Here is a 13565-nt window from a genome sequence, read left to right as displayed (position 1 = left end):
CTGGCCGCTGCTTGACAGTGTAGGGGGCCTCTGGTTGTCTCGTGGCAAGAAGGCTTTAGGAGAAGTGTTGGGTCAACCAGCGAGCTAAAGCATTGAGGTGGAATGCTGGCAGCGCCGCCCGGATCGAGGCGCGTGTGTTGGCCGGGTTCTTCCTCGTCGCATGTTTCATTCGGGAGGATACCAATGAAGATCAACAAGCTGATGGCCGGTCTGCTGGCGAGCGTCACCCTGGTGGCGAGCGCCGCGCAAGCGGCCGAGCTGTCCATTGTTTCGGGGGACACCGGCACGGGGCTGGCATTCCTGCAGACCCAGCTGGACCTGTTTGCCGAGCAGACCGGGCACACCGTCACCATCGTGCCCATGCCGTCATCGACCTCGGACCAGTTCGGCCAGTATCGGCTGTGGCTGGCGGCGGGCAATGCCGATATCGACGTGTATACCACCGACGTGATCTGGGCGCCGCAGCTGGCGGACCAGTTCCTCGACCTCAGCGAAGCGGCTGCCGATGTGATCGGGGCGCATTTCCCCTCGATCATCGAATCCCAGACCGTGGACGGCAAGCTCGTAGCCATGCCCGGCTATACCGACGCGCCAGCCCTGTATTACCGCACCGACCTGCTGGAAAAATACGGCAAGGAAGTGCCCGGCACCTGGGCCGAGCTCAAGGCGACCGCCCAGGAAGTGATGGATGGCGAGCGTGCGGCGGGGAACCCCGACATGTTCGGCTTCGTCTTCCAGGGCAATGCCTATGAAGGGCTGACCTGCAACGCGCTGGAATGGGTCAAATCCTATGGCGGCGGGCAGGTGGTTGAGGCCGACGGCACCATTTCCATCAACAACGAGCAGGCGGTCGCGGCGCTCGAGGAAGCGGCCAGCTGGATCGGCACGATCTCGCCCGAAGGCAATCTCGCTTATGGCGAAGAAGAAAGCCGCGGCGTCTGGCAGCTGGGCAATGCAGTGTTCATGCGCAACTGGCCCTATGCTTATGCGCTGGGCAATGGCTCGGACTCCAGCATTGCCGGCAAGTTCGACGTGGCGCCCCTGCCAGCAGGCGATGGCGCCGAGGCGCGGTCGGCCGCAACGCTGGGTGGCTGGAATTATGCCGTATCCAAATATTCCCAGGATCCCGATGCGGCCATCGAGCTGGCCTTGTTCCTGAGCTCGCCCGAAGTGCAAAAAGCGCGGGCGATCAACCAGACGCAATTGCCCACGATCGAAGCCCTTTATGACGATGCCGAAATCGCCGAGGCCGCGCCGATCGTGCCGAACTGGAAGGAAATCTTCCAGAATGCGGTGCCGCGTCCATCGGCCCCGACCAAGGCGGATTACAACCAGGTCTCCTCGCTGTTCTGGAGCGCTGTGCATGACACGCTTTCGGGCAATGGCTCGGCGGCGGAGAACCTCGAAGTGCTGGAACTCGATCTGACCGACCTCAAGGGCAGCGGCTGGTAAGCCAGAAGTCGGGCCCTCGTCAGCTCGGGCGGACGGCACGCTAGCCGCCCGCCTCCAGCCGGGGGCAAATAACGGGGGAGGAGCAGCAAATGGCTACCGAAACCCTGGCGGCGCCAGTCCCCGCAGCCAGACCCAAGGCCCAGTCCCAGCTGATGCAGCAGCGCCTGCGGGCGGCGCGCTGGTTCCTGTTGCCGATGATGGCGGCGCTGGCGGTGGTGGCCGGCTGGCCGCTGCTTCGCTCGATCTATTTTTCCTTCACCGACGCTTCGCTCAACGACCTTTATGGGGCCGAATGGGTGGGGTTCAGCAATTATCTGCAGATCCGCACGCTCGAAAGCGGGCGCACGATTTACCGTGGCCTGCTGGTGGATCCGGCCTGGTGGAACGCCGTCTGGAACACCGTTCGTTTCGCTGTCATTTCGGTGTCCGCCGAGGCGGTGCTGGGCATGCTGGTGGCGCTGGTGCTCAATGCCGAGTTCAAGGGCCGCGGCATTGTGCGGGCGGCCATCCTGATCCCCTGGGCGATCCCGACCATTGTTTCGGCCCGCATGTGGGGCTGGATGCTGAACGACCAGTTCGGCATCATCAACGATCTCGGCATGAAGCTGGGCCTGTTGAGCCAGAAAGTGGCCTGGACGGCGTCACCCGAAACGGCGATGACCGCGGTGCTGATCGTCGATATCTGGAAAACGACGCCGTTTATGGCGCTGCTGATCCTGGCGGGCTTGCAGATGATTCCGCGCGACATCTATGAGGCGGCCGAAATCGACGGCGTGCATCCGGTCAAGCAGTTCTTCCGGATCACGCTGCCGCTGGTCCGGCCAGCGCTGATGGTGGCGATCATCTTCCGCATTCTCGATGCGCTGCGCATCTTCGATCTGATCTATGTGCTGACGCCCAATAGCGCGGCCACCAAGACCATGTCGGTGCTGGCGCGCGAGAACCTCTTCGACTTCGACAATTTTGCCTATGGCTCGGCGCAGTCGACATTCCTGTTCGTGCTCATCGTGCTGTTCACCATCCTTTATATCTGGCTGGGACGGGTCAATTTCGATGGGGGAGATCGCTGATGGCCGCTGCTACCATCCATCCCTGGAAGCTGATCAAGCGGGTGCTGTTCTACCTGCTGGTCCTCGTGATCGTCGTCGTCTCGGTGTTCCCGTTCTATTACGCGATCCTGACCAGTTTCAAATCGGGCACGGATATTTTCCGGGTCAGCTATTGGCCGACCTCGTTCAGCCTGCAGAACTACCAATCGGTGCTGACCTCAGGCAGCTTTCCGCGCAATCTGCTCAACTCGATCTTTGTCGCGACCGTCACCGTGTTGCTGGCGCTGTTTCTGGCTGTGACGGCGGCCTATGCGCTGAGCCGCGTGCGGTTCCGGGGCCGTAGCTTATTGCTGATGACGATCCTCGCCGTCTCGATGTTTCCCCAGATCGCGGTGCTGGCCGGGCTGTTCGAGGTGATCCGCAGCCTTGGGATCTACAACACCCCCTGGGCGCTGATCTTTTCCTACACGATCTTCACGCTGCCCTTTACCGTCTGGGTACTGACCACCTTCATGCGCGACCTGCCGGTGGAGATCGAGGAAGCGGCGATCGTTGATGGCGCCACCCCCTGGGTGATCATCACCCGCGTCTTCCTGCCGCTGATGTGGCCGGCGCTGGTGACGACGGGGCTCCTGGCCTTCATCAGCGCCTGGAATGAGTTCCTGTTCGCGTTGACCTTCACCTCATCCAACAATACCCGCACTGTTCCGGTGGCGATTGCGCTGCTCTCGGGTGGCTCGCAGTTCGAAACGCCCTGGGGGCTGATCATGGCCGCTTCGGTGATCGTGACGGTGCCGCTGGTGGTGCTGGTGCTGATTTTCCAGCGCAAGATCGTCAGCGGGCTCACCGCCGGCGGCGTCAAAGGCTAACCCCGATGTTCATTCAGGTGAGGCCGGGCTGCAAATGCCAATTCGCTGCGCTTCCGGTCCTCACGTACAAAATGTACGCTCCGGTTCGGTACTCGCTTGTCGGCATTTTCGCCTCGACCTGACCCGAATGACCAATCGGTTTTCAAAGGAACCGCAACATGGCTAGCATCGAGCTTCGCAATATCCGCAAGGCCTTTGGCGTGGTGGAGGTGATCAAGGGCGTCGACCTGCAGGTGCGCTCGGGCGAGTTCATGGTGTTTGTCGGGCCCTCGGGCTGCGGCAAATCTACCTTGCTGCGGCTGATCTGCGGGCTCGAGGACATTACCTCGGGCGAGATGCTGTTTGATGGCGAGGTGGTCAACGCGCTGGCCCCATCGAAGCGCGGCATCGCCATGGTGTTCCAGTCCTATGCGCTTTATCCGCATATGACGGTCTACGAGAACATGGCCTTCGGGCTGACGCTGGAAAAGGGCAAGGGCAAGGAAGAGATCCGCCAGCGGGTGGAGCGGGCCGCCGATATGCTGCAGATCCGGCCCTATCTCGACCGGCTGCCCAAACAGCTGTCGGGCGGGCAGCGCCAGCGCGTAGCCATCGGGCGGGCGATCACGCGCGATCCGCGGGTGTTCCTGTTCGACGAGCCGCTCTCGAACCTCGATGCGGCGCTGCGCGTGGCGACGCGTATCGAGATCGCCAAGCTGCACGAAGAGATGAACGACGTCACCATGATCTATGTGACCCATGATCAGGTGGAAGCGATGACGCTGGCCGACCGCATCTGCGTGCTGCGCGACGGGATGATCGAGCAGGTGGGCACGCCGATGGAGCTCTATGAGCGGCCAGATTCCATGTTCGTCGCCGGGTTTATCGGTTCGCCGAAGATGAACTTCCTCTCCGGGGAACTGGCGGCGCCCTTTGGCGCCAAGACTGTGGGCATCCGGGGCGAACACATCATCATCAAGCCCAGCGAGGGGCTGTGGACCGGCAAGGTGATCCATACGGAAAACCTGGGTGCCGACAGCTATGTTTATCTCGAAATGGGCACCGAAGAGCCCGTAGTGGTGCGGCTCGATGGCAACAACAGCTACCATTCGGGCGAGACGGTGCATATCAGTCCGATGGACGATAAAATCCACCGCTTTGATGGCGCCGGCAAACCGATCCGCTAAAGAGCGCGCGCCTGCGCTGACCGACGCAGGCGCGCGCAACGGGAGATTGCGCCAAGCGTTGGGCTTGCGGGAGGCGCCCTGGCGTTGCTTTCCCGGTTCGATGACCCGAGTGGCGGCGCTGGATTCCAGACGAACCGCCTGTTCAGCGGAGGTCGGGCCGGCCCAACCACCCGTACAAGAGCTATCCATAGGAGACGACCATGCCGATCCGTACCCTGGTCTGGGGCGAAAATGTCCATGAGCAAAAGAACAAGATCGTCGCGGACAATTACCCCGAGGGCATGCACAACCAGATCGCCAAGCTCCTCGCCAGCGACAGCAATATCTCGACCAAGACCGCGACCCTGCAGGACCCCGAGCATGGCTGCAGCGAAGCGGCATTGGCCGAGACCGATGTGCTGATCTGGTGGGGACACGCCGCCCATGGCCAGGTCGAGGACGAGGTGGTCGAGCGGATCGCCCAGCGCGTCTGGGAAGGCATGGGGCTGATCGTGCTCCATTCCGGGCATTTCTCAAAAATCTTCAAGCGGCTGATGGGATCGCCCTGCGGCCTCTCCTGGCGCGAAGCGGGCGAGCGCGAGCGGCTGTGGGTCACCAATCCCGGCCACCCCATCGCCAAGGGACTGCCGCCGTTCTTCGAGCTCGAAATGGAAGAAATGTATGGCGAGCCGTTCTCGGTGCCCGAGCCGCTCGAAACGGTGTTCGTGTCCTGGTTCCAGGGTGGGGAAGTGTTCCGCTCGGGGCTGACCTATCGGCGTGGCGCGGGCAATATCTTCTATTTCCGCCCGGGCCACGAAACCTATCCGACCTATCACGACGATACGGTGGGGCTGGTGCTGCGCAATGCGGTGAACTGGGCCTATAATGCCAACAGCTATCCGCAGTTGCTCACCGCGCCCAACCGACCGGTCGACGAAGCGCCCGAACAGATCGAGGAGCGCGGGCCCAAGCTGCATCATGGGCGCGAAGAAGGGTTTCGCTAGGCCCGGTAAGCCCAGCGCAGTGAACATTCCCGATCTTGCAAGTGCGGCTTCCATTGCGCATCTAGTGGCGCGAACAGGGGGACCGAAATGGGCATTATCTGGAGTATTTTCGTTGGGTTCTTTGCGGGGCTGATCGCGCGCTGGATCACGCCGGGCGATCACAAGCCATCCGGCTTTATCCTCACTACGGTGCTGGGCATTGTCGGCTCACTGGTGGCGACATTCCTGGGGCAGCAGATCGGGCTCTACGACGCCAATGATGGGGCGGGGTTTATCGGGGCGGTGGTTGGCGCGGTGATCGTGCTGCTGGTTTGGAGCCAGTTGGCCCGGCGGGCTTAATCCGTTGCAACCAACAAAAAAAGGCGCCCCTCGGGGCGCCTTTCGTATTTCGGGGCGGCCACTATTTGATGACGGTGATGCGGCCATCGGTATAGGGCGTGTATTCGCCGCCGAGCTTGGCAATGTATTCGGCTACGACCTGCTCGAGCGGGGGACCGAAATCATAGGCGTTGTCGCCGCCGGCAAAGCTGGCAAAGCCGTCGCCGCCGCCGCGCACATAGTTGTTGGTGACGATCTTGTAGGTGGCCTCCTCGTTGATCGGGACCCAGTTCTCGCCATCCTTGACCATGACATCGCTGACCCGGCTGGCCACGGGCTGAGAGATATCGAAGGCGTATTTGAGCCCGGCGACCTGAGCGAAGCGGCCCGCGCCGTTCTCGACGTCACTGACCCCGTTTTCGAGAGCCTCGATCACATCGGCGCCGGTGATGTCGACCGTGGCGAGCGTGTTGGAGAAGGGGAGCACGGTGATCACCTCACCCATGGTGATTTCGCCGGCGTCAATGGAAGCACGCACGCCACCGCCATTCTGGAAGGCGATTGTGGCGCCCTGGTCGGCGACACGGTCGAGAATGGCGTCAGCCAGCAAATTGCCCATCGCGCATTCCATGGCCCGGCAAACTTCACGCGAGCCTTCGATTGGCGCGGTGGCGGTGCCGATCACCTCGCCCATGGCTTCCTCGATCGGGCCGGCCAGTGCGGTCAGTTGGGTGGCGAAGTCCTCGTTCCCATCGACGGAAGCATCGATCAGGAAGGGCTCGCCTTCGGCTGATATCACCTCGCCCTGGTCGTTCCAGGTGACAGCGAGATTGCCGAGATACTTGCCGTATTGATTGGCCTGAACCACGGGCACTTCCACGCCCATGGGGTTGTTGACCAGGGTGGGGTAGGGGCCAGCCGCGCCTTCGGCGGTGTTGGACAGCAGGGTGTGGGAGTGGCCCCCGACAATGACGTCGACGAGGGGCAGGGCGGCGGCAACCTGCTGGTCCAGCGTATAGCCGATATGGCTGAGGAGGATGATCTTGTTTACACCAGCCGCATCAAGGGCTTCGGAGGCGCCCCGCACATACTGAATCACGTCGGTGAACTCGACATCGGCGCCGGGTGAAGCGATCTCAGGGGTGTCTTCGGTGGTGGCGCCAATGATGCCGATGCGCTCGCCGCCAACATCGAGAACGATGGAGCCCTTGATCTTGCCCCGCAGGTCCTCGGAGCGGGTCACGTCGAAATTGCCGCCGATGATGGGAAACTCGGCGGCGGCGATGAAGGTGGAAAATTCTTCGGGGCCGTCGTCGAACTCATGGTTGCCGGTAGCAACCACGTCGAAATTCATCTGGTTGAAGAAGTCGGAAACGACCTTGGATTTGTAGGTGGTGTAATAGACCGAGCCCTGGAAGTTGTCGCCAGCCGAAAGCAGCAGCGAGTTGCCACCGGCCGCGTCGATGTCGGAGCGCGTGGTATCGATGATGGACTTCAGGCGGGCGATACCGCCAAAGCACTCGCCGGCCGCATCGGTTTCGGCGTCGCAATCGGAGTCTGAATCCGTGATCGGCTCGAAGCGCGAGTGGAAATCGTTGATGTGCAGGATGTTTAGCGTCCAATCGGCGTAGGCTGCGCCAGAAAATGTGGCGCAGAGGGTGAGCGCGCTGGCGCCCAAGAGCAGTTTCTTCATCCCTGTCATCCTTGATGCTTTCGACCGTGCTGTTGCAATGGCGCCTCAAGCGAGGCCGGACCACCTCAGGGAAGTTAATCAGGTCTTTATGACAGGTGGAAGTGGTTCACTTCACTCTCCCTCATCATGGCCTGTATTGCCGTGATTTCTCGCTTTCCGCCGCCAAACTGGGCCGAAACACTGGAACAGCAGGGCAGGTTTTTCGAGGGGTGGCGTTGTGCTTTGCCGGTCCGTCTTCAACAGCATAGCTGGTGGTTTCTGGGCGATGGCGAGGCCAAATCGATCATGAAGGGCGGTCGGGCCGGGGTTCCATTCAGCGGTTTATGCGGTAATCTCCGCGCCCATTGATTTGCGGGGAATGCCATGCGAAGCGCATTGATTGTTTATGGCGGTTGGGCTGGGCACGATCCTGAGGAATGTGCTGCCATTTACCGCCGGTGGCTGCACGAAGATGGGTTTTCGGTGCGCATGGCGACCGAGACGAGCGCCTTTGCGGATCCGTCCATCCACGATCTGTCCTTGATCGTGCCGATCTTCACCATGAGCAAGATCGAAAAGGAGGAGGTGGAGAACCTCACCAAGGCCGTTCAAGGTGGGGTGGGCCTGGCGGGCCATCACGGGGGCATGAGCGATGCCTTTCGGGAGGCGGTGGAGTACCAATTCATGGTGGGCGGGCAGTGGGTCGCCCATCCCGGGAACATCATCGACTATACGGTTGACGTGACCAAGCCCGATGACCCGGTGATGGCCGGGATCAAGTCGTTCCCCTATACGTCCGAGCAGTATTACATGCATGTGGACCCCTCCAACGAGGTGCTCGCGACCACAACGTTCAGCGGCGAACACGCGCCCTGGATCGAAGGCGTCACCATGCCGGTGGTGTGGAAGCGGCACCATGGGCAGGGCCGGGTGTTCCACATGACGCTGGGGCATCGGGCCAAGGAATTCGAGAACAGCGACATGGCGACAATCATGCGCCGGGGCCTCAACTGGGCGGCTCGCGACGAAGAATAGCCGGGCCTCATCGCCGTGAGTTGACTTGAAACTGCGGTGCTGTTCGCTTCGTATCTTGATGGGTTCACAAGTGGAGCGGCAAGTGAGTGAGGCAGACACAAGGCGCCGCAGGAAGGCCGTGGGGCCCCTGGTTTACCGGCAGTCGCTGGCCACCCGCGTCACCCATTGGGTATGGGCAGTCTGCCTGTTCTTCCTGCTGCTGAGTGGGCTGCAGATCTTCAACGCGCATCCCACGCTTTATATCGGCGAGCAATCGGGCTTTGAATTCGACAATTCGGTGCTGGCGATCGGGGCGGTGAACAGCCCTGAGGGGCCGCGCGGGCAAACGCGGATTTTTGGCCAGACCTTTGATACGACGGGCGTGTTGGGCGCGTCGGGTTCGGCGGAAAGTCCTGTGTTAACCGCCTTCCCGGGCGCCGTGACCATTCCCAGCTATCGGGATTTGGGGACCGGCCGGGTGGTGCATTTCTTTTTCGGCTGGCTGTTTTTGGGCACGATGCTGGTCTGGTTCGTCGCCAGCCTCCTCCAGGGGCATTTACGCCGCAACATCGTGCCCGGGATTGCCGACCTCAAGGCGGCGCCAGGCGATCTCGTCGATCATGCCCGCTTTCGCCTCCACCATAATCGCAGTTATGGGCCGGTGCAAAAGATCACCTATTTTGTCGTGCTCTTCGTGCTGTTTCCCCTGATCGTGCTGACCGGGCTGACCATGAGCCCGGCGCTCAACGCTGCCTGGCCCTGGATGCTCGATCTGTTTGGCGGGAGGCAAACGGCGCGCACGATCCATTTTGGCGCCATGGTGCTGCTGGTGCTGTTCTTTGTGGTTCACCTCGTGATGGTGGTTGCGGCGGGGCCGTTCAACGAACTGCGCTCCATGGTTACCGGCTGGTACCGGATCAGCGCGGGTAATCCAAAGCTCAAAGGAGATCGACCGTGAGCCGCCTCCTGCTTTCCCGCCGTCGGTTCCTGCAGGGTTCGGCTGGGGCTGCCTCGGGGCTGATCCTAGCGGGGTGCGACCAGTTCGATTTCCTCGGGCAGCAAAACCATCCCGCCCGCAACTTCGTCGAACAAGCCAATGTGCTGACCTACCGGGCGCAGCGCCGCCTTGTTGGCGAGCAGACGCTAGCGCGCGAATATGCCGCCAGCGAAATCCGGCAGGGGCAGAAGCCCAATGGATCGACCCAGCCGACGACGCACGAATACAAAGCGTTGCAGGAGGGTAATTTCGCCGATTACCGGCTGCAGGTCACCGGGATGGTCGAGCAGCCCTTGAGCTTCTCGCTTAACGAGCTGCGCAATATGCCAGCCCGTTCGCAGATTACCCGGCATGATTGCGTCGAGGGCTGGAGCTGCATCGCCAAATGGACCGGTACGCCGTTGGGGCCGATCCTTGACGCCGCGCGCGTCCATCCTGACGCGCGGTTCTGCGTTTATCACTGCTTTGATAATATCGAGCGGGGCCTTTCGGGCGATGTCTTTTATTATGAGAGCTCGGACCTGGTAGACGCCCATCATCCGCAATCGATCCTGGCTTACGGCCTCAATGACCAGGTGCTGCCGGTATCAAACGGCGCCCCGGTGCGGCTGCGGATCGAACGCGCACTGGGTTACAAACAGCCCAAATATCTGCACACGATCGAATTGGTGGCGGACCTGCAATCCTTTGGCCGGGGCAATGGTGGGTATTGGGAAGACTATGGCTATGACTGGTATGGCGGCATCTAACCCCGGCGGCGCAGGGCGGCCATGCAGCCGGAGAGACAATCGAAGCTTGCTATTTGCCCCCGGCTCCTCCACATAGGGTGCATCGTCACCCGCACGGTCTTGGACCGGGCAGCTATCAGTGGTGACGGACTTCTCTTCTTATCCTTGCGGTGAGCGGCGAAGTCAGCCCGGAAACAGTTTGTCCGGGTTCGAGCCAGCACCCGCGCGATACTTTCCTTTTATCGCCCGATTGCACCTGTTGACGCGCCACCTGCACTTTGCGGCTGGCGACCGGCGCGCTGCATTGTTCTGCGCGCCCGATGCGCTTCATCGGCGCAGAAAGTATGATTGAATTGAACGATTTTATTTCCCTCGGCCTGCCCGCAGTCCTGACTGACAGTCTGACCGCCGGCGGCTTCACCGAGCCCACCAAGATCCAACTCCAGGCCATTCCCAAGCTGCTGGCTGGCCGGGACATGGTCGGCATTGCCCAGACCGGTTCGGGCAAGACCGCAGCCTTTGGCCTGCCGATCCTGGCGGGGCTGTTGACGCTGACCGGCAAGGCGCGGCCGTTGACCGCCCGCGCGCTGATCCTGGCGCCGACCCGCGAATTGGCGGTGCAGATCGAAGAAAACATCCGCAAGTTTGCGGGCTCCAAGATGCAGCTCTCCACCGTTCTGGTGCTGGGCGGGGTGTCGCGTTACCACCAGGTCCAGAAGCTCGCCAAGGGCGTGGACGTGGTTGTCGCCACTCCCGGTCGCCTCAAGGACCTGATGGACGACGGCAAGATCAAGCTCAACGAAACGCGTTGGCTGGTGCTCGACGAGGCCGACCGGATGCTCGACATGGGCTTTATCGCCCCGGTCAAGCACATCGCCAAGGCCATTGGCACGCGCCGCCAGACCATGCTGTTTTCGGCGACCATGGCGCCTGAAGTTGCAGAGCTGGCCAAGGGCCTGCTGAACGATCCAGTGCGTGTTGATGCGCAGGTCGCCGGCTCGACCGTGGTCAAGATCGACCAGCGCGTGATCATGTCGGGCTCCAAGGCCAAGCGTGGCGTGCTCAACGAACTGCTCGCCAGCGAAACCGAGAATATGGAGCGCGTGATCATCTTCTCGCGCACCAAGCATGGTGCCGATCGGGTGGCAAAGAGCCTCGAGATCGACGGCCACAAGGCCGCGGCGATCCACGGCAACAAGTCGCAGAATGCGCGTCAGGCAGCCCTCAAGGGTTTTGCCACCGGCGAAGTGCGTATCCTGGTCGCAACCGACATCGCGGCCCGCGGCATCGACGTGCCCGGCATCACCCATGTGGTCAATTACGAACTGCCCGACGATCCGGAGAACTATGTTCACCGCATCGGCCGGACGGGCCGGAATGGCGCTTCAGGCATTGCCATTACCCTGTGTGACGGCACCGAGCGCGGCAAGCTGCGCGACGTTGAACGGCTGATCCGGCGCACGCTGCCGGTTTCGGGCGACCTGCACTTGGCCAATGACACCGGCGTCGTGGAAGCACCGCGCTCGGCTTATAAGCCAGCCGGTAATCGCCCCGGACCGCGCACGGCACGCAACCCCAAGCCGGCGCAGCAGGATCGTCGCTCGCCAGCCGAGCGCCGGCCATTCGCGGCCTTTGCGGAAGAAGGCAAGCCTGCCGCACGGACCCGGCCGCCTGCTGAAGCTGCACCACGCACCCGCCCGGAAGGGCAGGTCAACCGCGTGCGTCGTGATGGCGATACCGGCAAGCTGATCGGTGCCAAGGTGGATGGCAAGCCCAAGCAGCGCTGGGGCAAGCCCCAGAAGGAAGCCGGGCGGGCGCGTCGCGCCAACGGCTAAACGGAACAGAAAAGGGCGGCTCCTCGGAGCCGCCCTTTTTGCTTACGGGGTCGGTTCGCCACTTCAGGCGAGATAAAGGATGTCGCGCTTGGGCGTGCCCGAGGAAGCTCCCGCGGGGGAGAGGCGCTCAAGGAATGCCTTGGACCAGTCATCCACATTGTGTTTCTGAGCGGCAGCCATCAATGAGCGCCAACGGGTCTGACGCTCCTCCAGCGGCATGTCGAGGGCGAGGCGCAGCGCTTCGGCCGTTTCATCCGTATCGAAGGGGTTGACGAGGATGGCGTCCTCGAAGATCTCGGCCGCGCCGGCAAAGCGCGATAACACCAGGACGCCAGGGTCGGCTGGGTTTTGCGAGCCAATGAACTCGTGGGCGACAAGGTTCATGCCGTCGCGCAGGGGCGTGACCAGACCCACCCGCGCCAAGCGGTAGAAGCCTGCAAGGCTGGCTTGGCCATAGGCGCGTTTGACATAGGTCAGCGGCGCCCAGTCGGGTTCGGCAAAGCGGCCCATGACGCGGCCGCAGATGGCGTCGAGCGTGTCGCTGGTTTCCTGGTATTCCTTGATGGAGTCCCGGGAAGGGGGCGCGATCTGGAGCATATGGACGCGTCGGCGGAAGCGATTATTGTTCTCGAGCAGCTTTTCATAGGCCTCGACCCGCTGCGGCAAGCCCTTGGAATAATCAAGCCGATCGACGCCCAGGATCAATTGCTGTCCGACAAGGACGCGGTCCATGCGCTTGACCATCTTGTTGGCGGCGGGGCTTACGGCCATGCGCGAAAAAGCGGCGGGATCGGAGCCGATGGGGAAGGCGGCAACCTCGGTGCGGGCGAAATCAAACAGCTGCAGCGGGTCGCCCGAAAGATTGGTGTGGGTCATGTTCTCCACCGCCTCGGTGAAGGCGGCGACGTCGCGATTGGCCTGCATGCCCACTAGGTCATAGCGAGAGACGTCCCGCATCAAATCGAGATGATGGGGAATGGCATAAAGCGCGTCGGCAGTGGGGAAGGGGATGTGCAGATAAAAGCCCATGCGGTTGGTGGCGCCAAGGCTACGCAACTCGCTGGCGAGCGGGATCAGGTGGTAGTCGTGCACCCAAATCACGTCGTCTGGCTGCAGCAAGGGCAGCAGCGCCCGGGCGAATTGCTGGTTTACCCGGCGATAGCCCTCGTACCAGGTGGAATCGATATGCGCCAAGTCGAGGCGCAGATGGAAGCTGGGCCACAGGATGGAGTTGGAGAACCCGGCATAATAGGCCTGATGGTCGTCCCGGGTCAGATCGATGGTCGCAACCGAAAGCCCTTCAACATCCTCGAAGCGCGCTTGGACCGAGGGGGCGTCGGTCAATTTGCCAGACCAGCCGAACCAGAACCCTTCGCGCTCAGACAGGGTTTTGCGCAAGGCAACGGCAAGTCCGCCCGCGGCGGCTGATTTGCCCGGGGTCCGGTTGGAAACTACAATCAAGCGGCTCATTGCGACGGGTGC

The 13565-nt window shown here is 62.0% G+C and carries 12 protein-coding genes; 10 read left to right on the top strand and 2 right to left on the bottom strand.

All coding sequences use genetic code 11. From position 1 onward, the window contains the following. Window positions 1-201 precede the first annotated feature (201 nt). The 6 genes from HRQ64_RS14685 (at window position 202) to HRQ64_RS14660 (ending at window position 5858) form a co-directional block, all read left to right on the top strand. Window positions 202-1452, top strand: a complete 1251-nt coding sequence (locus HRQ64_RS14685; protein WP_172125090.1) for an ABC transporter substrate-binding protein — start codon at window positions 202-204, stop codon at window positions 1450-1452. Between the two features lie 152 nt (window positions 1453-1604). Beyond that, complete coding sequence (locus tag HRQ64_RS14680) at window positions 1605-2522, top strand: sugar ABC transporter permease (protein ID WP_248307100.1); 918 nt, start codon at window positions 1605-1607, stop codon at window positions 2520-2522. Further along, window positions 2522-3370 carry a carbohydrate ABC transporter permease gene (locus HRQ64_RS14675; protein ID WP_127753778.1) on the top strand — a complete coding sequence of 283 codons (849 nt, stop codon included), beginning with the start codon at window positions 2522-2524 and terminating at the stop codon, window positions 3368-3370. Before HRQ64_RS14680 ends, HRQ64_RS14675 begins: the two co-directional genes overlap by 1 nt. Before the next feature lie 158 nt (window positions 3371-3528). Further along, the gene (locus HRQ64_RS14670; RefSeq protein ID WP_172123894.1) at window positions 3529-4536 is read left to right on the top strand and encodes an ABC transporter ATP-binding protein; all 1008 of its coding nucleotides are present in this window, start codon (window positions 3529-3531) and stop codon (window positions 4534-4536) included. Between the two features lie 200 nt (window positions 4537-4736). Further along, window positions 4737-5519, top strand: coding sequence for a ThuA domain-containing protein (locus HRQ64_RS14665; protein WP_172123892.1), 783 nt, complete (start codon window positions 4737-4739; stop codon window positions 5517-5519). A gap of 87 nt (window positions 5520-5606) precedes the next feature. Then, entirely contained in the window at window positions 5607-5858 is a 252-nt protein-coding gene (locus HRQ64_RS14660; protein WP_127753775.1) for a GlsB/YeaQ/YmgE family stress response membrane protein, read from the top strand. Between the two features lie 61 nt (window positions 5859-5919). On the opposite strand, the gene HRQ64_RS14655 is transcribed toward HRQ64_RS14660, so the two are convergent. Next, window positions 5920-7530 carry a bifunctional metallophosphatase/5'-nucleotidase gene (locus HRQ64_RS14655; protein ID WP_172123890.1) on the bottom strand — a complete coding sequence of 537 codons (1611 nt, stop codon included), beginning with the start codon at window positions 7528-7530 and terminating at the stop codon, window positions 5920-5922. A 363-nt stretch (window positions 7531-7893) separates the two neighbouring features. Between HRQ64_RS14655 and HRQ64_RS14650 the strand changes: the two genes are divergently transcribed. From HRQ64_RS14650 to HRQ64_RS14635, 4 genes are all read left to right on the top strand, one after another. Continuing rightward, a complete protein-coding gene (locus HRQ64_RS14650) occupies window positions 7894-8544 on the top strand; it encodes a ThuA domain-containing protein (RefSeq protein WP_172123888.1) in 651 nt (216 codons plus the stop codon). A gap of 118 nt (window positions 8545-8662) precedes the next feature. Continuing rightward, the gene (locus tag HRQ64_RS14645; RefSeq protein WP_172125088.1) at window positions 8663-9481 is read left to right on the top strand and encodes a cytochrome b/b6 domain-containing protein; all 819 of its coding nucleotides are present in this window, start codon (window positions 8663-8665) and stop codon (window positions 9479-9481) included. Continuing rightward, entirely contained in the window at window positions 9478-10269 is a 792-nt protein-coding gene (locus tag HRQ64_RS14640; protein WP_172123886.1) for a molybdopterin-dependent oxidoreductase, read from the top strand. The genes HRQ64_RS14645 and HRQ64_RS14640 overlap by 4 nt, the downstream gene beginning before the upstream one ends. Before the next feature lie 323 nt (window positions 10270-10592). After that, window positions 10593-12083 (top strand): DEAD/DEAH box helicase, encoded by a 1491-nt coding sequence (locus tag HRQ64_RS14635; RefSeq protein WP_248305105.1) that lies wholly within the window; start codon window positions 10593-10595, stop codon window positions 12081-12083. A 63-nt stretch (window positions 12084-12146) separates the two neighbouring features. Here the strand turns inward: HRQ64_RS14635 and HRQ64_RS14630 are convergent, their stop codons facing one another. Further along, entirely contained in the window at window positions 12147-13553 is a 1407-nt protein-coding gene (locus HRQ64_RS14630) for a trehalose-6-phosphate synthase (RefSeq protein ID WP_127753769.1), read from the bottom strand. Window positions 13554-13565 lie beyond the last annotated feature (12 nt).

It is taken from the genome of Devosia sp. 919 (assembly GCF_013185965.1).
Taxonomy (GTDB): Bacteria; Pseudomonadota; Alphaproteobacteria; order Rhizobiales; family Devosiaceae; genus Devosia.
The sequence above is the reverse complement of the archived record's forward strand: the minus strand, read 5'-3'. Positions and strand labels throughout refer to the sequence as shown.